This window comes from Paenibacillus sinopodophylli (assembly GCF_005930355.1).
Lineage (GTDB): Bacteria > Bacillota > Bacilli > Paenibacillales > Paenibacillaceae > Pristimantibacillus > Pristimantibacillus sinopodophylli.
The window spans coordinates 1-24452 of record NZ_VDBO01000013.1 but is presented as its reverse complement, the minus strand read 5'-3'; the positions used below and the strand labels follow the sequence as shown (position 1 = coordinate 24452).

The window sequence follows — 24452 nt, the reverse complement described above, 5'->3', positions numbered from 1 at the left end:
CTTTTCTCAGAACAATATAAACGTATTCACAACAAAGAAACTACCCGCAAATCATCATCGATGACCACGGATAGCCCCTTCGCTCTCACTTATACAATATTTCCTTCACACCTAAGCTCTTACAGCTGATGCTGCTGAATAAGATCCCTCTTCAATTCCCATACTGCCTCGCTCAAATTAACCCGATAAGCCTCCGCATTCAGCTTACGCAAATATTGAGGCCAGAACAGCTCGAATTGCTCCAGGTGATAGCGCCTGATTCGCTCCAAACTTGGCAGCTCATATACGAGATCACCGCCGCTGAATATCGGCTTCAAGAGAGGTATTGCCTCGTAACGCTCAATATATTTATGAATATAAGGATGAACGGGGTCAAATAGTTTAATTCGATTACCCCTGCCGATCTGCTGTTCATCCTTCAATGTGATATAATCGGCTTCTGCTTTTCCTGTATCCTTATTAACGATACGGTAGAGCGACTTGAAACCCGGCGTAGATACCTTCTCCGGGTTGGCCGATATTTTGATAACAGGCTCATAGCTTCCGTTTTTCTCGCGTGCTACCAGCTTGTATACACCGCCCAGCGAAGGCTGGTCTGCTGCCGTTATGAGCTGAGTACCAACGCCCCACACGTCAATTCTTGCTCCTTGCGACTTCAGATTGGATATAATGCTCTCATCCAGATCATTAGAGGCTACGATTTGCACATCGGGAAAGCCTGCTTCATCCAGCATTTTCCTTGCAATCTGCGACAGATACGCCAGATCGCCGCTATCGAGTCGTATTCCATTCATTCGCTTGCCTTGCTTCTCTAACTCACGGGCTATCTTTATGGCATTTGGAACGCCGCTTCTCAGCGTATTATAGGTATCTACGAGCAAGGTCACTTGATCCGGCAGTGATTCTGCATAAGCACGGAAAGCCTCTTCCTCCGAGTCATGTCCCTGCACCCAAGAATGGGCATGCGTGCCTTTGGCCGGTATGCCGAACAGCATTCCTGCACGCATATTGGATGTCGCATGAAAACCCGCAATATAGGAAGCTCTCGCCCCCCAAATAGCAGCATCTACTTCTTGCGCACGCCTTGTGCCGAACTCCAGCAGGATATCATCGCCCGCAACTTGCTTAATACGTGCAGCCTTGGTCGCAATTAGCGTCTGATAGTTCATCATATTTAGGATTGCCGTTTCTACTAATTGAGCTTCGAATACGCGTGCCTCAACACAGAGCAGCGGCTCATTCGCAAAGACCAGCGTTCCTTCTTCAACTGCAAAGAGGTTGCCCGTGAAGCGGAATTGCCTCAGTTCTTCAAGAAATGCTTCCTTGTAATTTTCCTCTTGAGTACGCAGATAGGCAATTTCTTCTTCTCCGAATTTCAGTGCTCGGACATAAGATACGATCCTCTCCAGCCCAGCAAATACAGCGAACCCATTGCCGAAGGGCAGCTTGCGGAAATATGCCTCGAATACCGCTTTATCATTCATGCTGCCCTGCAGCCAATGCGCGTACATCATATTAATTTGATATTTATCCGTATGTAGTGTCAAATTCGTATCGCTCATCCCGTTAACTCCCTTCTTTGTAAACTTACTCTCTCCATTACCCATACCTTTCACTCTTATACATATGTACAAACAAAAATAGCGCCGTTGAGTTTGGATAGCTCCTCTCAATAGCGCAATGGATCAGCCGATAAGGCTCCCAATTATTTGAACCAGCCCTTCTCCTTGAAGCGGGTAATCGCCTCAATGCGGTTACTGACATCAAGCTTGTCAAGAATAACCGATATATAGTTCCGTACCGTTCCCGTTGTAATAAACAGCTCACTCGCAATTTCCTTCGTATTCTTGCCATCCGCTACGAGAACGAGTACTTCCTTCTCACGCTCGGTTAACGGGTTCTCTTGGCCATAGGCTTCGTCAACGAGCTCGGATGCGAAGATACGACGTCCAGCCATAACACTGCGAATCGCATCAGCCAGTTCTTCGCTCGGGCTGTCCTTCAGCAAGTAGCCGCTCACTCCCGCTTTGAGCGCACGTTCAAAGTAGCCAGATCTTGCAAAGGTGGTCAGAATGATTACCTTGCAGTCCTTCCCCTTCAGCTCTTCCGCAGCATCAAGCCCCGTCTTCGCCGGCATCTCAATATCCATGATGCAAATATCCGGTTTATGCTGATGGACTAAACTGACAGCATCCTCCCCATTACTCGCTTTCCCGACAACCTTCATATCCTCTTCCAAATCAAGCAATGAAGCGAGGGCGCCTAGCAGCATGCGTTGATCCTCAGCAATGACGATTCTTATCATACCCTCAATCCCCTCTCTCGCAATGAATTAGATTTGTTTAATTACGTTAGGTACCTTGATGACCAGTGTTGCTCCATCTTCGTTCAAAATATCCAAGCTGCCGTTCACAAACTCCAAGCGCTCCTTCATGCCTTGAAGTCCATGCCCTCCATAATTACGAGCCGACTCAGGAATGCCTACCCCATCATCCTTCACTATCAGAAGCAGCTCCGTACGCGAAGACTGAATCGTTACGGTGCATGTAGATGCTTCGCTATGCTTGACGACATTCGTAACAGCTTCCTTCAAGCACATGCTCAGAACGTTCTCGGTCAACAAATCCGTTGTGCCCAGCTTGATGTCCCCTTCGAATTCAAATTCGATTTCAGCCGCTTTCAGAATCTGTTTGATTCGGAACATTTCGTCCTCAATTCTTGTGCCTCGCATCTGCGTAACCATTTCCCGTACTTCCTTAAGAGCTGTTCTCGCCGTCTGGCGAACATCGTTGATTTCGGCCTGGGCTTGAGCGGGATTTTTGAGCATCAACTTCCCAGCCAAATCACTCTTCAATCCAATCAAAGAAAGCTTCTGACCAAGCGTATCATGTAGATCACGTGCGATCCGCTGTCTCTCCTCAAGCTTCACAAGCTCAGAAATTCGCTTGTTCGCATCCTCAAGCTTGCCTTCAAGCAGGCCTTGCTTGTTTTTACTGTACGTGTTGAAGGGGAGCAGAATAACGACAATCAAGCTAATAAGAATAAACGGAAACTGCGTGAAAAACAACGTATTTTGTGTGGCGAAGCCATAATTGACAGTTATGAACGTGCTGACGATATGAATCGCATACAGCGTGAAAAATCCAGCCCTATTCTGAATATTACCGATAAAAAAGGCTAAAAAAATCGAAAAATAAACGTAGCTGAACAACAAAGTCATGGCAATCGATATGACAATTTGCACGCTCGTCCAGAAATACACGAGCCAGCCTTTGGATACAAAGGAAAGCCGGTAGCATATAAAAAACAAAATAATCATAATGATGCCTGAAACAGCTTGATAAGGAGTTGATGAACGGAAAATAAAATAAAAAGGCAAAATACAGAAAACGACCCAAACGTAAGGACTTAATCCTGTGTTTTTATGAAAGATTTGATACCATTTGTTCATCATCGTTCATCCTTTTTCATAAGCCCGAGTAGGGTTGCAATGAGCGGCTCAGTACCATTTTAGCATAGACAGCACATCACGTATTTATTTTCCTTATCACTAAACATACGAGAAGCCAGCCTGTGAGGGCGTGGCTTCATGGTCGTATATTTGCGATGAGCTATTTGAACTTCAAGCTTGGTTGATTTGTCTTTAGCTTATCAGATGCTGATTCCAGCTTGCGCAAGCGATGTTTAATGCCTTTGAAGCTGACGAATTTCTTATCCGTTTCGTCCCATAAGCGGAACTGCAGCGATTCCAAGCTTTCACTTATCGTAATGGTCGTTGCTTTATGAAGCGGAGGCGTCGCATTATGTGCTTTTTCCAGATTATAGTTAGGAACCTTAGGACTTAAATGATGGACATGGTGGAAGCCGATGTTGCCCGTTATCCATTGCAGTAGCTTAGGCAGCTTATAGTATGAGCTTCCGTCAACAGCTGCATTTACGTAGCTCCATTCGTCTTCATGCTCAAAGTAGGAATCCTCGAACTGATGCTGGACGTAGAACAACCAAATGCCGAGCAGGCCTGACACGAAGAACACCGGACCTTGCACGAGAAGGAAGGACTGCCAGCCAATTGCCCAAATCAGAAGTGCATATACACCTACGATTAATGCATTCGTCAAATACGTATTCAAGCGTTCCTTGCGTCTAGCACCTTTCACGTTGAAACGATATTGAATAAGGAAGACACCGATTGGACCAAGTCCGAACATCACAAGCGGATGACGATACATGCGATAAGCAAAGCGGCGCATAAACGGCGCAGCCGCGTATTCCTCTACTGTAAGAATCCATAGATCGCCAGTACCTCGCTTGTCGAGGTTACTACTTGTTGCGTGATGGATCGAATGCGAGTTTTTCCACTGTCTATAAGGAACGAGCGTGATCACACCCGTAATTGTCCCAATAATGTCATTCGCTTTTTTACTCTTGAAAAAAGAACCGTGACAGCAATCATGGAAGATGATGAAGGTACGGATGACAAAACCTGATGTAAGCAGCACAAGCGGCGCCGTAATCCAGTACGAAATCGAAAGACTATAGTAAGCAGCATACCAGAGCAGAACCAAAGGCACTAACGTGTTGATAAGCTGTCTAATGCTGGACTTTAAATCCGTTTTTTCAAATGGGGCAACTTCTTTCTTCAAATGAGCATGCTTCAGCTCTGTCATCGTATTCTTCCTCCTCAATATGACGCTTAGGAGTGTCCGGGGCGTCTATCGCAGTATTCTAACTTTATTGTAAAGAAAAACATCATACGCTTACAGTCATAAGTGTCATTAGCGAGTATGACAAATGTCATATAAAACGGCGTGTAATGACCAGATATAGGTAGTTGATCCCATTAAACAGCAAAAAGCTACCCAGAGGAGGACGTTGCCTCTTCTGAATAGCTTCTCACGGACTATGCGTTATTATATCGCCCAGTTTCCTTTACGGAAAATCGGTACAACCTTACCGTCCTTCGTAATTCCGTCAATATCCATCTCTGCTGAGCCAATCATGAAATCATTATGCGTGATGCTTGAATTGACGCCGCTTGCTTCAAGCTCCTCAGGTGACATCGTTTTGCCGCCCTCGATATTGAATGCATAGCCGCTTCCGATTGCAAGATGATTCGATGCGTTCTCGTCAAACAATGTATTGTAGAAAAGAATGTTCGATTTCGAAATCGGCGATTCATGTGGAACAAGCGCGACCTCCCCGAGGTAATGCGAGCCTTCGTCGATGTCGACCAGCTTCTGCAAAATGTCTTGGCCTTCCTCGGCTTCTACCTTGACGATGCGCCCTTCCTCGAATGTAAGCTTGAAACGGTCAATGATGTTTCCGCCGTAGCTTAGGGGCTTCGTGCTGGATACGTAACCGTTCGCCCCAGTCTTGAGTGGCACTGTGAATACTTCTTCAGTCGGCATATTCGCCATGAACGGGATGTTGTTGACGTTCGTACTGCCTGCCGCCACCCAGATATGCTTCTCAGGCAATTCGATCGTCAGATCCGTGCCGGGAGCCGTGTAATGCAACTTTTGAAAATGATTCTGGTTGAGTGTCTCGCCTTTGCTATGTAGGTTCGCATTATGCTCTTCCCATGCCTTTACTGGATCGTCCGCATGCAGCCTTACAGATTCAAATATGGCTTTCCACAGCTTCTCAACCGCTTCCTCCTCGTTTAATTCAGGGAATACCTTGGATGCCCATTCCTTACCTGCAGCCGCTACAACCGTCCAGCTTACTTTATCCGATTGGATCGCTCTGCGGAATTCTTTCAGCCCTTGGCCAGATGCCTTCTGGAAGCTTGAAATACGGCTCGAATCAATGCCCTTGAGTAGATCCGGACTCGATGAGACGATCGAAATAAAGGCAGCGCCGCGTTCCACGAAAGAATTGCGCTTGCCTGTCTCCCACTCCGGAAATCTGGAGAAAACGTCCTCAGCAGCTTTTTCGTATTTGAGCCGTGATAAGGAATCGTCCGTCCAATCCACATGCACGTTGCTAGCGCCTGCCGCGTAGGCTTTGCCGGCTACAAGTCTGACTAGAACAGCTTGATCCACAGCTCCTGTTACGAATACCTCTTGCCCTGGCTGTACATTAACACCTATTTTTACAATTAATTGTGCGTAAGTATCTAAATGATGTTCATAACCACTCATAATTTATATTCTCCCTTCAATCCTGCCTTTAGGCTGTACTTAGTATCCCCTAAATTGTATCGAAAGTCCGAGCCAACAGTCAAATCAGATAGACAGTAGCGAAACGGGCAACCGTAGCTACATGAGATAGAGAGCAATCGCTGCCTTCAGTTCCGCTGTTGCTCTCTCCCTAAGCTCGGCAGGCTCGGTCACTTGAATATGTGACCCGTAGCTTAGAACGATTTCACAGGCTGATTGCTCAGATTGGAATTCCACATGAGCAATCAGCCATCCCGCGCGCTCGCTGGAGGCTAGGGTTTCGATGATCGTAACATAACGTTCCTTGGTAAATCGCGTAAGAACAGACGCATCCTTTAGTTCAAGGACCGCAGGATACTTAGGTAATCCGCTCTTGAACTCCAAGGTCGACTGCTCCCAGTAGACAGCCAAATCAAAACCCTCTGGGCGCTCGAAGCGCTCCTCCTGCAGTTCCGCTCCAAGCAGCTTAGAGATGCGGTACGTTTTGCGCTCACCATCTGCCTCACCAATGACATACCAGATATTCTGTTTCGCAACTAGTCCAAGTGGACGGATTATACGTTCTGTGATCCCATCCTCCCTTCGATATCGGATACGAAGCAGCCGCTCCTCCCATACAGCTTCCTGTACAAGCGGCAGAAAAGGCTGCAGCACCTCCATCTGATGCCAGCCCGCTCCATCGATATGGATCTTCTGTCTGACTAAAGCCACCCCTCTGCTAACAGCATCAGGAGCAGCTGCCAGCAGCTTCTGAACCGCTGCCTCGTATTGCTGGGACTGGCCGAGATCACCAAGCAGCGCGGATGAGCTGGTGATAATGACAGAGATGAGCTCATCTATATGCATGCCAGTAAGCTCGGTCCGATAGCCCTCCGCAAGCATCCATCCGCCATGCAAACCCCGCTCCGCATAGACCGGTACTCCTGCCTCGCTTAATGATTCCATATCGCGGATAATGGTTCGCTCTGACACCTCCAGCTTCTCAGCTAGTGCCTTGGAGGTCATTTTTCCGTTATTTTGCATAAGCAGTACGATCGCTATCAGTCTTCCTGCTCGCATTGCGTTCACTCCCTCGCTACTTGTTTCTATGCTTAATTATTTTAATTGTAGCATGAATATATGACAGTAGTTGTCGTATATCGTTTGCTAAACTGGTTAAGAGTAAACAAATGACAACAGACAGGAGAGATGGGCATGAAGCCATTGCAAGGAAAAGTAGCAGTCGTTGCCGGTTCTACGCGCGGGGCGGGCCGTGGGATTGCAGCAAGTCTCGGTGAAGCGGGAGCTACAGTTTATTGTACGGGTAGAAGCATCCGTGGACAGGCATCTGACTTGAACCGTGCAGAGACGATCGAGGAGACAGCAGAGCTTGTAACGGCTCGAGGCGGGAAAGGCATTCACGTTCAAACAGATCATACGGTAGAAGCTGATGTGAAGGCTCTATTCGAGCGGATAGATCAGGAACAGAATGGACAACTCGATATTCTAGTCAACAATATTTGGGGAGGCGAGAAATTAACGGAATGGAAGAAGCCGTTCTGGGAGCATTCGCTCAGCAATGGGCTGCTAATGCAGGAGCGTGCAGTGAAAGCACATCTCATTACTAGCCATTATGGCGCACCGCTTCTGGTGAGAAGAAATAGCGGTTTAATCATTGAAGTCACGGATGGAATCGATTACCGTTACCGCGGTAGTCTATTCTATAGCTTGGCCAAAATTTCGCCTATCCATCTAGCAACTGCTATGGCGGCTGACCTAAAGCCTCATGGGGTCGCCGCTGTAGCCGTAACCCCAGGCTTTCTCCGCTCAGAAGAGATGCTGGAGCACTTTGGCGTGGAGGAATCCAATTGGATGGACGCCGTGAACAGCGGTATACAAGACGCCGAGCACTTCAGCCAATCCGAGACGCCGTACTTCGTAGGACGCGGCGTAGCCGCGCTTGCAGCACAACATGACCTCATGGAGAGGTCAGGCCGCGTTTTCTCAAGCTGGCAGCTGTCCGATGAGTTCAACATCATAGATGTTGACGGCAGACAGCCGCACTGGGGTAATTATGCGATGCAGCATGGCTTCTTATAAGATAAGCTAGCCGTTATCCGTTTACGACCTCGCCGCCATTTATGTGTAGGAATTGCCCAGTCATATAACTGGAATCATCGCATGCCAAGTAGACATAAGCAGCCGCGAGCTCATGCGGCTGTCCCGGCCTTTTCATCGGTGTATCGGAGCCGAATTCCGCTACCGCCTGATTATCGAATGTCGCAGGAATAAGTGGCGTCCAGATGGGACCTGGTGCGACTCCGTTTACCCGAATGCCTTGCTCGGCTATATTGACGGACAACGCTCGCGTGAAGGAGACGATTGCCCCCTTTGTGGCTGAATAGTCGATCAAGGTTGGATTGCCGCGGTATGCAGTAATCGAAGCTGTATTGATAATAGAGCTCGAAGCTTTCAGATGCGGCAGCGCCACGATGGTCAGGTAGAACATACTGAATACATTCGTACGGAATGTAGCTACCAGTTGCTCAGATGTGATGTCCTCAAGGTTCTGCTGCACATGCTGCTCCGCTGCGTTGTTGACGAGGACGTCAAGCTTGCCGAATTCTTTAATCGTCTGATCAATTACGCTCTTGCAAAAATCTTCATCCCCCACGTCGCCAGCAATCAGCAAACATTTCACACCGGCCTTCTCTACCACTTCCTTCGTTTTGTTCGCATCCCCATGTTCATTCAAGTAAACGATAACAACGTCGGCGCCTTCCTTGGCATAGGCTACGGCTACAGCTCGGCCAATACCGCTGTCTCCTCCCGTGATGATTGCTGTTTTTCCTTTGAGCTTGCCTGCAGCTTTGTACGTATCCGATTCGTAGATGGGAAGCGGGTTCATCTCAGCTTCGATACCTGGTTGACGGCTTTGATGCTGAGGCGGGTTTACTTGGCTTTTCGATGCGGAATTAGGCATAATCAATCAGCTCCTTATATTTTTTCCGTAAAAGATTTCGTCCATTTCAGTTTTCAATCTGCGCGTAATTTCCTCTTGCTCCTGATTGGTTAATGAATCCTTCGTATAGCCGAATAAGTAATTGTTCAGGTCAAACTGCTTCAGCTTGCATTTCGTATGAAAGACATTTTCTTGATAAATATTAACGTCTATCATGTCATACAAAAGGCATTCTTCCTTCGGTATGTAATTTTGAATCGAGTTGATATCATGGTCAATAAACAGCTTATGCCCGTTAATGTCACGCGTGAAGCCTCGCACTCGATAATCAAGCGTCATGATGTCCGTGTCGAAGGAATGGATCAAATAATTAAGTGCTTTAAGCGGTGATATCTCTCCGCATGTAGAAACGTCTATATCTGCTCGGAACGTGCTGATACCTTCATTCGGATGGTATTCCGGGTACGTATGTACCGTTATATGGCTCTTGTCCAGATGCATCACGACTGTATCAGGCAGCGGCCCTGGTGATTCCTCGAATGATTCATTAGGACCGCCGATGACTGGGCCTTCCGAAACGAGCAGCGTTACGCTTGCTCCTTGCGGCTCATAGTCCTGCTTAGCAATGTTGAGCACGTACGCCCCGATGATGTCGGATACGGTGTTTAATATTTTGGTCAGCCTATCTGAATTGTACTGCTCATCAATATAAGCGATATAAGCTTCGCGCTCTTCTTTCGTCCTCGTATAGCAAACATCGTACATATTAAAGCTAAGCGACTTCGTTAAGTTATTGAAGCCATGCAGTTGAATGCGCTGTTCTGGCGTTAGTTTCAATCGAATGTCCTCCCCTTTCAATAACTACTATTTCCTTTTACCCAAAGACCGATGCGGTAAAACCTAAATTTGCATTAAAAATAGCATGATGCTTTCACGCTGCTCTTCATTGAAATATAAAGAAAGGATGGCGAAATCTTATACTTTCCTATATTTGAAGAACAAATTGCGCTTACAGCTTCCGTTCGAGCTCTCTTCTACGACATTTCGACACCATAATCACACATATGCGCTTACAGCACACTCTTTACGGCTACTTGGCTGCTGTAGGAGCACATATGCGCTTACAGCTTCCTTTCGAGCTCTCTTCTACGCCATTTCAACTCCATAAGCGCATATTTGCGCTTACAGCACACTATTTATGGCTACTTGGCTGCTGTAGGAGCACATATGCGCTTACAGCAACCATCTTTAGCTTCGCATCATCTCCTAAAAAACAAAAAAACCTCCCAGAATGGAAGGTTTGATCATATGATTTATTGGCTTTATAGGTTGAATTTCTTTAAAGGCGTGGATCAATTTCCTTCTCTTTCGCTACCTCGAACAACAGATTCGCGACAGCTCCTGTGTAAGTCTCGTTATCCGTCGCGATCTCTGCGAAAGGAACCGCGAGCATGCTCTGCGCAAGCTTATATTCATTGAATGAGGTACGCAGCTTCATCGCAATGCTCTTCTGCTTAATTAGCTTGCTGTACTTATGAGGGAACTGATAGTCGTACCCATATATAATGGACATATAATCCTTATTGCGTACCTTCATATATGGAACCGTGTATGGCAGCGGGCGCTCCGGTTTAATGACGACACCCTCCATGTGATTGTCCACGGTCAGCGTACGGAAATATTGCTCAGCCCGATCGAAGCTATCGGCTTCTTCCAGCGAAAGAGTAACGAAATCATCATCCGAGAGGAACCGGTACATATCCGAGGTTGCCCAATCAGGAAGTGATTCGCTGCCATCTGCATAGACGATTTTGAGTAAAGAAAACGGCTTATAAGCAAGCTCTCCGCTCTCTGCATACAACTCTAGCTGCCTCTTGTACGTCGCATGAGCACTTTGATGCACGCTAAGTGGAACATGTTTCTCCATAATCTCGTGGACATACTTATAATTCTGATAGATATGCAGCCCATATTTCTCATTGATCGTTGCCTTAGTCAAGTGGTGTTGATCCTTCTCAAAGCCGCTTTCTTGGTAAGCAGCGATCAGCTTATCATAAGCCTCCTCGAAGCCATTCTCCTTCAGGAAGGCAAGCTCCGTATCTAGCGCCCTCTCGATCGGTTTGAATTGCTTGTCAATTAGCCCCTCGCCGAGTGCCTGCCACGGCAGCAGTTCTCCGTCGAGCAGCAGCATGGCAATGTTATTTTCCCGCATATAGCTGCCGAACCGCTCAAACAGCTTCTCATAGACCGCCGTCAGATCAAGCTTCTTAATCTGGTAGCCATTTCGGCTTACAGCGAAGCATTGCTCCACATCCTTATGCAGATAAACATTGCATCTTGAGCCCATGTATTTCGGCTGGAGGACAACATCCTTGGCACCGCGCTCCTTGAAATACGCCAAGCCTTTGCGCAGCGACTCCAGCTCCTGAGCAGCTTCGTCTTTGTCCGCAGGTGCCATCGTACCGGATATAAAGTTAATCTTGTTGCTCGAGCAGTACGCAAGCCTGCGGGTATCATCCTCGCCAAGCTCCTGCAAGGACACCTTGCGATCATCCTTAAAAAGCGTAGGCAGCTCTTCCGTCATTGCTGCATGAACTGATTTCTGAGACTTGAAGAAAGGCTTCACAGAAAGGGTCACCGACGACAACAGATTGCCGTGAACTGCGCCGGAATCCAGATGGATTTTATTTTTAATACGGAAAGTGTTTTTAGCTGCAATGTGTCCGAATACGTGATACGGATGGTTAGCTGTTGCATCTCGTTTCAAGAAATGAAGCTGCTCCTGAATCGGTGCCGAACGGTCGATTCGGAAATTGCGCTGATGCCTTATAGAGTTCGAATCCAGCTTTCCGATATATTTATTCTCGCAAGGAGCATGCGTTACATAGTAGGATGGCGTGCTATTGCCTATCATTCGGTAGAACGGCCTCGACAATGCTACGAGTTCATTGAACCTCCCGAGCAAATGCTCGTCAGCCTTCAGCACCTCTGTCGAATCGAAGTAGGCATGAAGCAGCTCCTCCTCTACACCCTTTATTTCCCCACGCATATACTTGTAGACGAAATTCTCATGATTGCCCAGTACGAACAGAAACTGCTCCTTGTTCGTGTGTAAGAAATCGATGATTGCCTTTGTTTGGCTCCCCTTATCAATCCAGTCGCCAACCAGAAGCACTTTCGTACCTGCGGTCTTGCTCGTCTCCAGCAGCTTCTCTCCATCGATTTGAAAACCATAACTGATAAGCAGTGCCTTCAGCTCATCCACACATTCGTGGACATCGCCTACGATAATCGTCTTTTGGCCTTGCGGCAATACTGTCGACAAATAGTCATCGACATCCTCAATCACTACCGTATAATCTAGATTCGCTTTTCCCTCGATGGGGGAATAGAAATCTTTAGCCCGAACTTTGTGAATTTTTGCGTACCGCTCCCGTGACAGCGAACCCAGCACCTCTTTGCGCAGGCGGTTGATGTGGCTCGTAATCAGCTTCTTCGAGCGATCCGATGCGTAATAATCATCCCGCTTCCTATAATCGAACAGAATGACCTCCAGATTGTAGTTGTTTTCCTTCACCACTTCCCTTACTCTTGCCCGGAAATCCTCCGACAGCCCCGTCGTATCAACTACGACAAATTCAGCATTAATTGGATAGCTGGTCACGTAGCGCAACTTATCGAACAACAGCTTAAATGCCTGATCACTCGCCTCGAGCATGACTTGATCGTATTTATCATAATCTCCGCCGAGCAGCTCCTGCCGTATGCTGTCAGAAGAAATATATTGCACATTGGTATTGACGCCTTTGGACTCATCTTGAAAACGCAGCTGCGGCAGCAGCACTTCGTTTGCAAATGTCGTTTTACCGCATTCCGTTGAGCCAATCAGCATAAAGACGGTATGTACCCTCGTTCTTATTTCCATAGCTGCTACTCCCTCCTTCTCTTCAATATTGCACCCTGCGTCGTTTGGACGCCGTTCACCCCGTCGCCGATGGCAACAAACTGACAATCGACGTTTTGTGTCCGCAGCTCTTCCAGCAGCCACTGCTCGAATGCCTCACGACCGAGCTCCCATTTATGATCATCATGCCTAAAGTCACTCAGCTCGTAGTATGCATTGAACTCCGCATTAGGAGTTGTCAGTACGAATTGGTCAAAGTCGACCGCTGCGCATATTTGACGGATTAATGCTCCAGCCTCATCAAGACTCATATGCTCGATAACCTCAGTCATAACGATATCCACCTGCTCACCGTTGTAAGACTCCAGGAAACGGTCAATGGATGAATAGGTTGCAATATTATCCAGTTCCTTCGCTTTCGCCTTCCGCTGCACAATTTCGAGCAGCGACTCCTCAATATCGACCGCATAATACGTTGCCTCAGTCTTAGCTGCAAACGGTATCGCATAAAATCCTTCACCGCAGCCAACGTCGAGAATGGACTTGTCGAACGGGAGTACACTGCCGATATAACTTCTTCGCTGCTGCGCCGTCCCACCGAAAGCAAGCTGGATCGCATAACGCTCCGTTTTCTCAAGCTCTGCTTTATACTTCTTGAATCGATCCCGGGATGCCAGAAAATTGCGCGCGAACAAGCTGCGAATATAGAATGGCGCATCGATGATTTGAATGCTTTTCACATATTTGATAAGAATGTCATCGGATATATCGATATACTCTTCACTGAACATCGACAGGAACAAACAAAGCACGCTCACGACATGCATAAGCTCGTAGAGCGATCTGCTCGTCTTGATTGTCAGCGAATAGCTTTTACTCGCTTGATGTACCACTTCGAATGAATAGTCCGGCAAATGCTTTTCGAAAAACGTAATATAATGGCGCAGTTGGATATGTATCATATTAATATGGAATGTATGCTCATACTGCTCCGTATCGCTTGTATGTTGTGCCTTGAGCGGCGAGGCAAAAAACTCATTGATAGCACTTAGCACAAACAGAGGCGTGTTGTACCTGGAAACGTTAAGGTACTCGAATTGATCTTCGCGATGCTGCTTGTAGGAAACTTCATTGTCCGCATCCTTGAAATAAACGTTGAAGGTTGTATCGTCTGTATACCAGCCGTAAGCCATCCCTTTGCGGACAGCGCGAAGCAGCATGCCGGAATGTGGGTTTTTGCGAATAATGAATGAAAAATTTGGATTCGTCGATTTCAATTGCACGATAGCCATTCTAATCTTCCCCTTGTCTCTTAATGAACTGCTTCCATCATGAACGCCATACCTCATCGAGTGCACTGCGGAACAGATCGTCAAGCTGGTCGTCCTGTGCGCCTTCACCCGGCTTCTGCTGTAAAGCGATTTGGTCGAAATATACGATACGATCCTCTAAATACGTATTGATCGGATGGAGGCGCGGCTCCATATTGAGCTCATCGCCTGCCTTCTTGCGGCGCAAGAGCTGCTCCACCATGACCCCAAGCTCGCTGTCTCTCGGAATAAGGGCCTCCACAAGCTTGTCGAATTCGATTGGCGGCATCGTATTGTACCTTTCGATCCAGCCACATGCTAGAATCGGGCGCAGCACATAAAAATATTTTTTAATTTTAACCTGCTCACCTTGCAAATAATCTCTATAGTTGCCCTTCGCCATATTGAGGTAATGGTACATGCAGGACTTCGGCGAGAAGGTAAGCGGAGATATTCCACGTATCTGATCCGCAACCGAATATTTCGTGTAATACGTTATCGGCGATTGCAGCCATTCCAGCAGCGGCGGGTTCGATTTGCGGAACAGGTTCAGTGCTTTTCTCAGATCCCAGCCGTTAATATCCAGCATGTCGCTGATTGGCCGCTCGATCACGTCTCTTTTATCAAAAATCGATAAATACCATTCAACCGGTCTGACGTAGATAAACCGGACATCATAGTCACTGTCCTTGGAGGGAAAGCCCCATGCTCTGCTTCCAGATTCGCAGGCATATAGGATTCGGACGTTCTCCTTCTGCTCAATCCTAGTCAGCTCCAGCAAAATATCACTATGTATGTTTGTCATTCGATTCACTCCTCTTCACGTACAAGAAAAGACCATGGATGCATTCATCCATGGTCTTAAGATACGGGCAGACAACATCGCAGTACTTCGTGCTGCGTGTGTATGCCCTCCCATCATTTAAGATTACGGATTCGGCAGATAGAGCTATTATCTTGTAAGGCGGCTTGATTGCTCAATGATTGACTGTGCAAGAATAACCGATCTTCTGCAAGTTGATTTAGCATTCTCCCAAACCCCTTTTTCCTTTTATTTTACGTTCCTTTAACAACAGCGAGCGGCTTGCATTTGGCAACAACCTTAGCGAGTCCTGCTCCTACGACGCTCTCAATAATTTGATCAACATCCTTGTATGCCTGCGGCGATTCATCTACAAGCGACTCCATCGAGCGCTGATTCGCCACAATTTCATCGTCCGTCCCTACCCGCATCGCGGCTGCTACCTCTTCTACTGATACAAGCTGCTTAGTCGCATTCCGCGAGCGAATACGTCCCGCTCCATGACAGATGGAGTAATGGTTCTCTTTCCCTTCGGGGCTGCCGACCATAATGTAAGAGGCGGTTCCCATTGAGCCGGGGATAAGTGCCGGATGCCCAGTTGCGCGGTACGGCTCCGGATTATCTGGATGCCCTGCCGGCAGCGCTCTAGTCGCACCTTTGCGGTGGACGAAGTAGGATTGCTCATCCAATTGCTCTCCCCAAGCGTAATTATGCATGAGATCATACAGCGTGCGCAGCTCGAACTTCGGTCCGAAGATATCTTTGCATGCCTCTCGAACCGCATACGCAATCAAGTGACGGTTCACGACGGCATAGTTCAATGCGGAGTACATGAGGTTAACGTACGTTTGACCGAGCGGATGAGCGAGCGGTGCATAGAGCAGCTTAGGATCAGCGGTGCCGATTCCCTCTTGCCGCATCATCTTCGCAATATCTGTGCTGCAATATTGGCTGACTGCTCCTCCCCAAGCCCTAGAACCCGAATGGATCATAATGACGATCTGACCGTCATACAAACCCCAAGCCTCTGCAATTTCACGATTCTCCTCCGCGATCTCGATCGCTTGGATTTCAACAAAATGGTTACCGCCGCCGAGCGTCCCAAGCTGTCGATGAGCCCGATGCCACACCATCTCAGGAAACATATCCAGCACCTCATCATCGAAATCGAATCGACTGCTCTCCACATGTGTGAGTGAGGTCGCTTTCCGCGGCGTATAAGCATCTGGAATATACTTCTTAGGAAGGCCATGCAGCCCTTTCTTCACGACGTGCTCCAGTCTAATATCCGAGAAATGACCTCTCGCATGCTCCTCGGCAGGCAAATACTTCTCAATTGCCCGGACCAGCTTCCGACGCAGCTTAACTTCCTTCAGATCATCCTTATGGAGGCTTGTTAGCTGTACGCGCATCCCGCAGCCAATGTCACTCCCGACGATAGACGGGGACACATAGCCGTCACTGGCCTTCCATACAGCTGTTGTTCCAATACAAGTGCCAACGCCAACATGCACATCCGGTGTATAGCTCATATACACCTGATTCGGAATTTGCAAATTGTTGTTCGCCATCTCAAATACTTTATAGTCCAAGGACGCGAATAGCTCAGGTCCTGCATATACATGTACCTGCCCAGATGGCAGCTGTACCTTTTGGTAATAATTTTCTTTCATAAACGTTTAATCTCCTCAATAATCAAATGAACACAAAAAAGCCATGGACCTTATAAATCGTCCATGGCTTTACTTGCGCCTTTGTATTCTAATCGATGCAGCAGCTTGCAGCATACAGAAAATTAGAATACAGTCACAGGCCCCGCAGAGGCCGATGAAATGGACTTGCTATCATTGAACTTGCTTTCATAACTTTTATTGAATAATGCTGTGCTTTGTTCTAGATTGTGTTTGAACATTGTCATCGACCTCCATTCATTTGATTTACATCATAATATTCCCATTACGATGCATCTGTCAACCTTTTTGTGGAAATTTGTTAAATTTACAAATGAGCCAATAAGTTCGCTCGCACCTCGGCAAGCGTCAAATCCCGTACGAGCTTGCCATCCTCAAACACAACCTCCAGCTGATCCTCCGCTTTGCGAGCTTCATATTCCGCCACGCTTAGATTGTCGGTGAAGGCAAGCTTACCATCCTGCTCCGTAACGAGTACAAGGCCCGTTTGCGATTTTTTCACTCCATTGTCGGTTTTAGGGTCTTTATAAATTTTACGTTCTTCGCCTTCAACGATCGTGAATGTCGATTTCAAGGCGAAGCCGAACGTGTCACGAGTATTGTATTGGTAAGTGAAAGAACCGATGCCAAATACCATATTCGTCGAAGCAAAGCCTTTGGCAGCAAGCTTCTCGCAAATTTCATTGCAGCGCGAAATCGTAATTGCATCGCCGTATATCGCACCAATATGGCTGTCAAGCTGTTTGTAGCCCTTCTCCGTAATCGTTCCTCCGAAAATATCCCACAGCATCTCAATTACGCCCTTGCGCTCGAATTCACTCTCCCCATTCGGGTCGCCGCATATAATGTTGACGGGATCTCCGCTATCCGGACGTATAACCACCTTACCGTCCCTGCTCATAATGTCTTCCTTCAGGCCGCGGATAACCACATCAAGCACGCTCCATAGATCCCAAGTATCCGATACGATCGACACAAAGCCGCTAGGATACACTTCCTTAATCAGGTAGCGGTACGACGCCATCTCGTCACGACCGTGCGCACACATGACGCTGTGCTCCGTTGCCGGAATCGATGTCCCTACCAATTCGTTCGCAATGTTAGCGTTATAATAGTTTTCTAGATAAATAATAGCTGGAATGGTATCCGTACCTGTGAACGATAATAGATGCCCTGCACTGCTCCCTAGCGCCGATTCAAGCGCCCCCATACCCCGCATCGAGAAATCATGGCCTTGGAACGGTACGCCAGCGCTGTCTCCATTTGTTTGGAGCGCGTAAGCCTCTAATATTTTGCGGTATTCGAAAGCCAGCGTCGCGCTTGTAGCCGGCATCCACAATTGGCACGACATGAGTGTTTCCAAATAATTTGTCAGCCAGAAAAATTCAGGCTTCGTGTTCTCGATTGTCAGCATCGGAACTCTTACGGGAACCATTGCGCCTTCTTTGATCGCTTTGATACGGATCGGCAAATAGCCAAGGTCATGCAGTTCCTCGATGTGCGAGGCGTCTGGGTTCGCTTCACCAAGTGCGTACTGGATCAACCGTTTGTACTCAGCAGCAACCTCTTCCTTTGCCCGGGCGAAGAAATGGTCATTGAAATAAGCGATCAAATATTGCTTGATAAACGATTGGAAACCAAAAGCAACAACCTCATGGATACCATCTAGCCGGCTCGTACGTGCAGTCCAGGTCGAATACACAAGCTCTGTACCTTTCGGATACTGGTTTTTGTGGCTCACCTTGTAGAAATCACATAGCAGCGTTGCTGGATAAACGAATGTTTGAGTCATCTTATAGGCCTCCCATTTCGTATACGTGAATTTTTTCATGCCCGTTTTGGCTGAGTATCGTATCGGTCGTATATACTTTATCAATAAGATCCGAACCTAGTATTTTTCCTTTGTAGATCGAATTCTCGCAGTGTCCGACCAACAAATAAATATGCGATGCTCCAATCTCCTTCAACTTCTCCGCACTAAGCATAAAGGTCCCGCCATACGAGCAAAGATCATCAACAATGATCGCCTTAAAACCTTTGCGCTCTACATTGCCTACAACGTCCAAACTTTTGATTTGCCCAGTCTGGAAGTCTCTTGCCTTGAAGCCTACCAATTGCTTATAGCCCTCTACTTTGCTGTAACGCTTCTGGGCACCTGCATCCGGGAAGAACAGATAATCTTGCTCTGCGTCAAACCCAACCTCTGCCGCTACCTGCTCCAGCAGCTGGATCGTCGGATATTTGCCTGTACTGCGGTCAAGGAGCGCAAGCGTTACGTCAGAATGCGGCTCGATAACCATAACCGACTCGAACTGCAATTGGTTAATGAACGACGCTGTATATTTTAACGTAAAGGCAGAGGTTCCCTCTATTCGATCCATTCGGCTATAAGGCATATAGTAGATCGTAAGCGTACATTTGACTCTTCGATCATCGAGATAGCTTTTGACGAACATCAGCTTAATGAGATCGCCGTCATCCTCGTATTTCCATACAATCGTATTGAAATCCGCCATGTACATCAGAATCTCATCGCCATTCATTAGCGTCTCGCCGTTCGGGAACTGCTTCAAACCTAGCTCCACTCCATTAAATTTCAGCATGCCGTCACTCTCCTCGTATGCAATCAGCTATAGATAGACAACTGTGGCTCTTCTTTTGTGAAACGGTACAATTGTGCCGCACGCTGCGAATACTGTTTAGACTGCTTGGGCACTCCGTTCTCATCCACAGCTTCCTCAATAATGGTGCTGCGGCTCTTCGTCGACGTTAGCTTGCGAATGAAATTCGGCTCTTCGAAATCTTGAACGACCGTCCGAATAACCTGGTACAGCTCGCTCAGCGTAAATTCCTCTGGAAGAAACTCCTTCGCAATTGTCGTCGTCATCATCTTCTTGCGTATGCCTTGCAGGGCATCTATTAATATCCGTTGATGGTCAAAAGCCAGATCCATGCGCAGTGCTTCTTCCATCGTGAACAGCCTTACGTCAGAAGCATCCACGGCTGCAGCTCTGTGCGCCAGCAGCTTTTCGTTGACGAGCGCTAGGAAAGCATGCGAGATAATCCATCCCCTCGGATCTCGTCCTGGCTCGCTGTATACGTTGAAATATTCGATATGCACATCATCGACTGCCGTCTCTTCGTGAAGCTCGCGCCTTGCGCATTCATAGACGGTTTCGTTCTCCTTGGTGAAGCCTCCTGGCAATGCCCACTGCCCTTCGAAGGGCCAAATATTTCGCTTGATTAGCATGACATGCAGCTCACGGGTGGGCAAAGCCTTCTTCGCAGACTGCTTATCTGTGGAAACGATTGTGAAGATTACGATATCCGCCGGAGCGCCGTCAGGCGTACGGTAATTGGCGGCAGAATAATTCGATTCATTTTCGACCATGGTTGTCGCTCTCCTGATCAGGAATATTTCTTCCTTTTGATATTATCATAATGACATTATTAAAGCGCGTTGTCAATTCTTTTGCTAAAAATAGGTCAATGGTCATCTAAAGCTGCTTGGTCTGCTGGATAGCTTAGGCCAATTTGCTTCCTTGCCTCATCCATGATTTCAAGCGTAATTAATGAATTCGTGAACGAATTAACATTTGATTCGGTACGACTGGCTTTCACCAGCTCGATAAACGCTTTCGCCTCATAGAACATAAACTTGCTGCTGGTCTCTCGCGAGATATCCTCACTCGTTCCGTCACGATAGACGATTTGAACCCTACTAGGCTCGCTTATCTTATCAATGACGATGCTGCCGCTCTCTCCCTGAATCTCCGACGGCAGGGAAGAATGTGTAATTTTTGAATACATGATGACTGCGTCCATCGTTGCGTATTGCAGCACGATACTGCCCTCACCATCTACGCCGGATTCCAGCATAACACCGGTCGCTTTGACAACATCGGGCTTGCCAAATAGCGCAACGAGCGGATATAGACAATAAATGCCTAAATCCATTAGCGCACCATTGGAGAATGAAGGATTAAACGCATTAAGCACCGTTCCTGACTTGTAAGCATCGTATCTAGAGGAGTATTGGCAATAGGTTGCAAAATAGCGCCGAACCTCTCCGAGCTTGCTTATATTTTCTTGTATCGCTTGAAATCCGGGAAGAAACGTCGATTTCAAAGCTTCCATCAGCAATACCCCGTTCTCTTTGGCAGCAGCGATCATCTGGCGCAGCTCATACGCATTCGATGCGATTGGCTTCTCACAGAGCACATGAATGCCCTGCTTCATGCAAGCAATCGCATGTCTCGCGTGAAAGGAGTTAGGACTTGCTATGTATACGGCATCGATTTTCCCGCTTGCCGCCATTTCGGTAATATCAGTGAATCTGCCTGCAATCTGATGCTTGTCTGCGAACGCATCAGCAGTTTCTGCCGAACGCGAATATACTGCCGCAAGTGCGAAGTCCTCTACCTCACGTGCAGCTTCAATAAACGTCTCCGTTATCCAGTTCGTTCCGATAATGCCGAATCTAATCATCATGTTCTCTCCTTGGCGATTGTATTGGGTTAGTCTTTGATCGAATGGTTTTCGGATCTTCATCCGCTTCTGCTTATTATAGCTATCCGAAGCACCCCCTGTCCAAAGTAAGCATTCATTTTTGACTATTCATCATATATGTATTACTATTCATAATACATATAATACTTTATAGACAGGGGTGATCCGATGATATTAAAGCTTGACTATAACAGTGATATTCCGATCTACGTACAGCTCCGCAACCAAATTGTCATCGGAATTGGTGTAGGCGGACTGGAATATGGTGAACGCTTGCCTTCCGTGAGACAGCTCGCAGATGATCTTGGAGTGAATGCTATGACGGTCAACAAAGCTTATGCCATATTGAAGAACGAGGGTTACATATCCATTGATCGTCGCCATGGCGCCAAGGTAAGCACCGTTTGGAACAAGCAGCTTGATTTCAGCCAAAAGCTCGGACATGAGCTGCAGCTCGTTATCTCAGAAGCCAGTCTAAAAGGAGTCGAGCAAGAGGAATTCATGAACATGTGCTCTACTCTATTTGCAGCAGCAGCCCGCAAACATCATTCCCTCCCAGAATAGGAGACCAACTATGAGCAATCTATATCTCATTATTACAGTTTTCATCGTGTATATCACTATCATTGTCATGTATGTGAAGCAAGCCGTACCAAGCAATCAGATCCTGTTCGGTGTTACATTCCCAAAGCAGGGACTCAAAGATCCAAGAATTAAACAACTTCAAACGGATTACAAAAAAAACTACACAGTCTATGCCGTTATTACACTCATAACGTTAGCACCATTTTTTGTGCTAGACCGCTATTTCTCGCTGTCGCTTATCTATCTGTTTGTATGGATTGCTGCTTTTCTGTATACATCCAAACTCCCCTTCAACCGTATTCATCATAAAGCCGCTAGAATGAAACGTGAGAATGCATGGTTTGTCGGTGAGACGCGGACAATCCGCATTGATGCCAAGATTACACAGCTCAAGAAATCGAGGCTCGTCTCTCCTTACTGGTTCATTATTCCTGCGCTCCTTTCCATTACACCCATTTTCATTTCTTTGTCGAACCATGACATTCTCCTCAGAATGTCCGGGGTTGCCTCGCTCGCAATGAGCGTCATATTGTATGTCATCTTTGCGGCCTTTGGCCATATGAAAACGAAGATTTACAGCGAAAACCATGATATAAATGCTGCTATCAACCGTGCCGCAAGGCGCTACTGGTCGATACTTTGGCCCGCAATGGCTGTTTTTGAGAGCATTAATGCCCTTGTCGCTTATTTGATACTCTCTAATGGAAGCACCCTAACCTTTACGCAGTGGATGATTGGCATCATCATGGTTTCCTTGATACCGCTTGGCAGTATCTTTTTTGTGCACAACAAAGTACGCGAATTAGAGGAACATCTAGCGGATACTAACGGGGAAGCGATTCTGACCGATGATGACGGCTACTGGATTAACGGCTCAACCTACTACAACCCTGAAGACCCGTCCGTTATGGTTCCTAAACGAATCGGTATGGGGTCGACAGTCAATATGGCTGCGCGAGGCGGAAAATGGCTTCAATATGGCAGTATCGCACTAGCGTTGCTCATTATCCTTCCACTCGCCGCATTTGCCGTCCAATCTGACCAAACTGTACCAACGATTACGATATCAGATAGCGGAGTCGTAGCCATTGATTACCCATTATACGATTACAGCTTTAACTTAAGTGACGTCCAAAGTATAACGCTCGAGAAGGAGCTGCCAAGCGGCTTCCGAACGAACGGTACAGCAACAGCAGAATATGCACGCGGTAACTTCTCATTAGAGAAGGTTGGTACAACCAAACTTTATGTATTCAAGAACAAGCCGCCATACATTGTCATCCAACTGGACGGGCTTGCCGTTATATTTAATGATAAAGAAGCCGCCAAGACAGAAGCACTATTTAACGAGCTGAAAGGTAAGCTCCCGCAATAGTGGAAATATAGCGACTAGCACCCATAATCTAAAAAGATCATGGCTGTAATGACTGCACACTGCCGGAGACTCCGCCGTATACGAACCTATCTAACATAGCTAACTTCTGCTCAGTCAGTGGGGCAGAATTGTCATAATAAAGGACGGAGGATGCTGTAAGCGGCCATTTCAGCTCTCGCTTAACGAGTGAGTGGCTGAACGCCTCCCAATTGTCTAGCTTGTATTGATCCAGCTCCAGACCTCTATGCTTGATCCGCTCATGGTGGAGCCGGTCATCTCGAAGTTGAACGAACACGACCCTTACATCTACATTCAATAGAGAGGCTCCTATTGCCGAGAGCTCTTGCTCGATCCAATTAGGGGTCTCCGTTTCCTTCGTAAATGGTCCAATAACGAACATATCCACCTCATTCGCAACATTCTCTAACGCAGCATCCATCGTAAGGCGATAGCCCAAATCACGACATAAAGCTTTGTAGCTGGCAGAATCTCGGTCGCTCGGATCAAGCCCAGCCTGCGTCATCAGCGCCACGGCTGCAGGACGAAGCACCGTATCCATATCTATAACAGCCACATTTCTTTTATTCGCCAACGCTTTCGCTAAAGTCGTTTTGCCAGCACCAGCCCCGCCAACAAAAAACACAAGTTTACGCATTTCGCCCAGCTCCTTGTCCATCATAATTACTCGCTTCCAGCACACTCTTTCGGTTACTTGGCTGCTGTAAGAGCACATTTGCGCTTACAGCAGCCATTTTCAGCTTCGCTTAATTGCCTAAATAACAAAAAAACACCTCGCAACGCAAGGTGTCTTGGATGTAAATAAGTTGGAGCGGAAGACGGGAATCGAACCCGCGACCCTCGCCTTGGCAAGGCGATGCTCTACCGCTGAGCCACTTCCGCATAGTCGTTAATCACCAGTTAAGGTGGTTTAACATTTCGGCGACAAGAAATAATATATCACTTTACGAGTAAAAACACAAGTTTTATTTTGAAAACTTACATTTTCTCTAGTCAATCTAATACGCGGCCGAAATCGACTCACTCTTAATAGATAAAGAAAAAGCCCTTGCTCAGCAAGGACTTCATTCATCTTATGATGCGCGTAGAGGGACTTGAACCCCCACGGTCGCCCGCTAGATCCTAAGTCTAGTGCGTCTGCCAATTCCGCCATACG

General features: G+C 47.1%; 20 protein-coding genes and 1 tRNA gene. 3 read left to right on the top strand and 18 right to left on the bottom strand.

The window, feature by feature from the left end:
* Window positions 1-119 precede the first annotated feature (119 nt).
* From FGT79_RS25700 to FGT79_RS25675, 6 genes are all read right to left on the bottom strand, one after another.
* Window positions 120-1562: a nicotinate phosphoribosyltransferase gene (locus FGT79_RS25700; RefSeq protein WP_138755698.1), complete on the bottom strand. Its 1443-nt coding sequence runs from the start codon at window positions 1560-1562 to the stop codon at window positions 120-122.
* A gap of 143 nt (window positions 1563-1705) precedes the next feature.
* Window positions 1706-2305: a response regulator transcription factor gene (locus tag FGT79_RS25695; RefSeq protein WP_138755697.1), complete on the bottom strand. Its 600-nt coding sequence runs from the start codon at window positions 2303-2305 to the stop codon at window positions 1706-1708.
* Between the two features lie 27 nt (window positions 2306-2332).
* Window positions 2333-3451, bottom strand: a complete 1119-nt coding sequence (locus tag FGT79_RS25690) for a sensor histidine kinase (RefSeq protein WP_138755802.1) — start codon at window positions 3449-3451, stop codon at window positions 2333-2335.
* Between the two features lie 160 nt (window positions 3452-3611).
* Window positions 3612-4667: a Delta(5) desaturase DesA gene (desA, locus tag FGT79_RS25685; RefSeq protein WP_138755696.1), complete on the bottom strand. Its 1056-nt coding sequence runs from the start codon at window positions 4665-4667 to the stop codon at window positions 3612-3614.
* A gap of 243 nt (window positions 4668-4910) precedes the next feature.
* Window positions 4911-6143, bottom strand: a complete 1233-nt coding sequence (locus FGT79_RS25680) for an aminopeptidase (RefSeq protein ID WP_138755695.1) — start codon at window positions 6141-6143, stop codon at window positions 4911-4913.
* A 117-nt stretch (window positions 6144-6260) separates the two neighbouring features.
* A complete protein-coding gene (locus tag FGT79_RS25675; RefSeq protein ID WP_138755694.1) occupies window positions 6261-7220 on the bottom strand; it encodes a helix-turn-helix transcriptional regulator in 960 nt (319 codons plus the stop codon).
* A 135-nt stretch (window positions 7221-7355) separates the two neighbouring features.
* Between FGT79_RS25675 and FGT79_RS25670 the strand changes: the two genes are divergently transcribed.
* Window positions 7356-8240, top strand: coding sequence for an SDR family oxidoreductase (locus tag FGT79_RS25670; protein WP_171056454.1), 885 nt, complete (start codon window positions 7356-7358; stop codon window positions 8238-8240).
* A 13-nt stretch (window positions 8241-8253) separates the two neighbouring features.
* Here FGT79_RS25670 and FGT79_RS25665 read toward each other — a convergent pair whose 3' ends face one another.
* The 10 genes from FGT79_RS25665 to FGT79_RS25620 all read right to left on the bottom strand — a co-directional run bounded on the left by FGT79_RS25665 (window position 8254) and on the right by FGT79_RS25620 (window position 21297).
* The gene (locus FGT79_RS25665) at window positions 8254-9123 is read right to left on the bottom strand and encodes an SDR family oxidoreductase (RefSeq protein WP_138755692.1); all 870 of its coding nucleotides are present in this window, start codon (window positions 9121-9123) and stop codon (window positions 8254-8256) included.
* A 6-nt stretch (window positions 9124-9129) separates the two neighbouring features.
* Window positions 9130-9939: an adenosylmethionine decarboxylase gene (speD, locus tag FGT79_RS25660; RefSeq protein WP_138755691.1), complete on the bottom strand. Its 810-nt coding sequence runs from the start codon at window positions 9937-9939 to the stop codon at window positions 9130-9132.
* A 502-nt stretch (window positions 9940-10441) separates the two neighbouring features.
* On the bottom strand, window positions 10442-13027 hold the full coding sequence (locus FGT79_RS25655; RefSeq protein ID WP_138755690.1) for a metallophosphoesterase: 2586 nt from the start codon (window positions 13025-13027) through the stop codon (window positions 10442-10444).
* Window positions 13028-13032: 5 nt separating this feature from the next.
* Complete coding sequence (locus FGT79_RS25650; protein ID WP_138755689.1) at window positions 13033-14298, bottom strand: class I SAM-dependent methyltransferase; 1266 nt, start codon at window positions 14296-14298, stop codon at window positions 13033-13035.
* A 37-nt stretch (window positions 14299-14335) separates the two neighbouring features.
* Window positions 14336-15121, bottom strand: a complete 786-nt coding sequence (locus FGT79_RS25645) for a nucleotidyltransferase domain-containing protein (RefSeq protein WP_138755688.1) — start codon at window positions 15119-15121, stop codon at window positions 14336-14338.
* A gap of 251 nt (window positions 15122-15372) precedes the next feature.
* Window positions 15373-16791 carry an RtcB family protein gene (locus FGT79_RS25640; protein WP_138755687.1) on the bottom strand — a complete coding sequence of 473 codons (1419 nt, stop codon included), beginning with the start codon at window positions 16789-16791 and terminating at the stop codon, window positions 15373-15375.
* 325 nt (window positions 16792-17116) lie between these two features.
* Window positions 17117-18601 carry a nicotinate phosphoribosyltransferase gene (locus FGT79_RS25635; RefSeq protein ID WP_138755686.1) on the bottom strand — a complete coding sequence of 495 codons (1485 nt, stop codon included), beginning with the start codon at window positions 18599-18601 and terminating at the stop codon, window positions 17117-17119.
* 1 nt (window position 18602) lies between these two features.
* A complete protein-coding gene (locus FGT79_RS25630) occupies window positions 18603-19412 on the bottom strand; it encodes a ribose-phosphate pyrophosphokinase (RefSeq protein WP_138755685.1) in 810 nt (269 codons plus the stop codon).
* A 23-nt stretch (window positions 19413-19435) separates the two neighbouring features.
* On the bottom strand, window positions 19436-20200 hold the full coding sequence (locus FGT79_RS25625) for an NUDIX domain-containing protein (protein WP_138755684.1): 765 nt from the start codon (window positions 20198-20200) through the stop codon (window positions 19436-19438).
* A 95-nt stretch (window positions 20201-20295) separates the two neighbouring features.
* Window positions 20296-21297: a Gfo/Idh/MocA family protein gene (locus FGT79_RS25620; RefSeq protein WP_138755801.1), complete on the bottom strand. Its 1002-nt coding sequence runs from the start codon at window positions 21295-21297 to the stop codon at window positions 20296-20298.
* A 189-nt stretch (window positions 21298-21486) separates the two neighbouring features.
* Here FGT79_RS25620 and FGT79_RS25615 point away from each other — a divergent pair, with 189 nt between their 5' ends.
* Together FGT79_RS25615 and FGT79_RS25610 are read left to right on the top strand one after the other, a co-directional pair.
* The gene (locus FGT79_RS25615) at window positions 21487-21882 is read left to right on the top strand and encodes a GntR family transcriptional regulator (protein WP_138755683.1); all 396 of its coding nucleotides are present in this window, start codon (window positions 21487-21489) and stop codon (window positions 21880-21882) included.
* A 10-nt stretch (window positions 21883-21892) separates the two neighbouring features.
* Window positions 21893-23278 (top strand): DUF5808 domain-containing protein, encoded by a 1386-nt coding sequence (locus FGT79_RS25610; protein ID WP_138755682.1) that lies wholly within the window; start codon window positions 21893-21895, stop codon window positions 23276-23278.
* 37 nt (window positions 23279-23315) lie between these two features.
* On the opposite strand, the gene FGT79_RS25605 is transcribed toward FGT79_RS25610, so the two are convergent.
* Together FGT79_RS25605 and FGT79_RS25600 are read right to left on the bottom strand one after the other, a co-directional pair.
* The gene (locus tag FGT79_RS25605) at window positions 23316-23933 is read right to left on the bottom strand and encodes a P-loop nucleotide/nucleoside kinase family protein (protein WP_138755681.1); all 618 of its coding nucleotides are present in this window, start codon (window positions 23931-23933) and stop codon (window positions 23316-23318) included.
* A 170-nt stretch (window positions 23934-24103) separates the two neighbouring features.
* Window positions 24104-24178: transfer RNA gene (locus tag FGT79_RS25600), tRNA-Gly, on the bottom strand.
* Between the last annotated feature and the right edge of the window lie 274 nt (window positions 24179-24452).

Excerpts from the sequence above, each read along its gene's own strand:
- FGT79_RS25700 (WP_138755698.1), bottom strand. The coding sequence starts at position 1,562 with ATGAGCGATACGAATTTGACACTACATACGGATAAATATCAAATTAAT.
- FGT79_RS25695 (WP_138755697.1), bottom strand. The coding sequence starts at position 2,305 with ATGATAAGAATCGTCATTGCTGAGGATCAACGCATGCTGCTAGGCGCC.
- FGT79_RS25690 (WP_138755802.1), bottom strand. The coding sequence starts at position 3,451 with ATGAACAAATGGTATCAAATCTTTCATAAAAACACAGGATTAAGTCCT.
- desA (WP_138755696.1), bottom strand. The coding sequence starts at position 4,667 with ATGACAGAGCTGAAGCATGCTCATTTGAAGAAAGAAGTTGCCCCATTT.
- FGT79_RS25680 (WP_138755695.1), bottom strand. The coding sequence starts at position 6,143 with ATGAGTGGTTATGAACATCATTTAGATACTTACGCACAATTAATTGTA.
- FGT79_RS25675 (WP_138755694.1), bottom strand. The coding sequence starts at position 7,220 with ATGCGAGCAGGAAGACTGATAGCGATCGTACTGCTTATGCAAAATAAC.
- FGT79_RS25670 (WP_171056454.1), top strand. The coding sequence starts at position 7,356 with ATGAAGCCATTGCAAGGAAAAGTAGCAGTCGTTGCCGGTTCTACGCGC.
- FGT79_RS25665 (WP_138755692.1), bottom strand. The coding sequence starts at position 9,123 with ATGCCTAATTCCGCATCGAAAAGCCAAGTAAACCCGCCTCAGCATCAA.
- FGT79_RS25655 (WP_138755690.1), bottom strand. The coding sequence starts at position 13,027 with ATGGAAATAAGAACGAGGGTACATACCGTCTTTATGCTGATTGGCTCA.
- FGT79_RS25650 (WP_138755689.1), bottom strand. The coding sequence starts at position 14,298 with ATGGCTATCGTGCAATTGAAATCGACGAATCCAAATTTTTCATTCATT.
- FGT79_RS25645 (WP_138755688.1), bottom strand. The coding sequence starts at position 15,121 with ATGACAAACATACATAGTGATATTTTGCTGGAGCTGACTAGGATTGAG.
- FGT79_RS25640 (WP_138755687.1), bottom strand. The coding sequence starts at position 16,791 with ATGAAAGAAAATTATTACCAAAAGGTACAGCTGCCATCTGGGCAGGTA.
- FGT79_RS25635 (WP_138755686.1), bottom strand. The coding sequence starts at position 18,601 with ATGACTCAAACATTCGTTTATCCAGCAACGCTGCTATGTGATTTCTAC.
- FGT79_RS25630 (WP_138755685.1), bottom strand. The coding sequence starts at position 19,412 with ATGCTGAAATTTAATGGAGTGGAGCTAGGTTTGAAGCAGTTCCCGAAC.
- FGT79_RS25625 (WP_138755684.1), bottom strand. The coding sequence starts at position 20,200 with ATGGTCGAAAATGAATCGAATTATTCTGCCGCCAATTACCGTACGCCT.
- FGT79_RS25620 (WP_138755801.1), bottom strand. The coding sequence starts at position 21,297 with ATGATTAGATTCGGCATTATCGGAACGAACTGGATAACGGAGACGTTT.
- FGT79_RS25615 (WP_138755683.1), top strand. The coding sequence starts at position 21,487 with ATGATATTAAAGCTTGACTATAACAGTGATATTCCGATCTACGTACAG.
- FGT79_RS25610 (WP_138755682.1), top strand. The coding sequence starts at position 21,893 with ATGAGCAATCTATATCTCATTATTACAGTTTTCATCGTGTATATCACT.
- FGT79_RS25605 (WP_138755681.1), bottom strand. The coding sequence starts at position 23,933 with ATGCGTAAACTTGTGTTTTTTGTTGGCGGGGCTGGTGCTGGCAAAACG.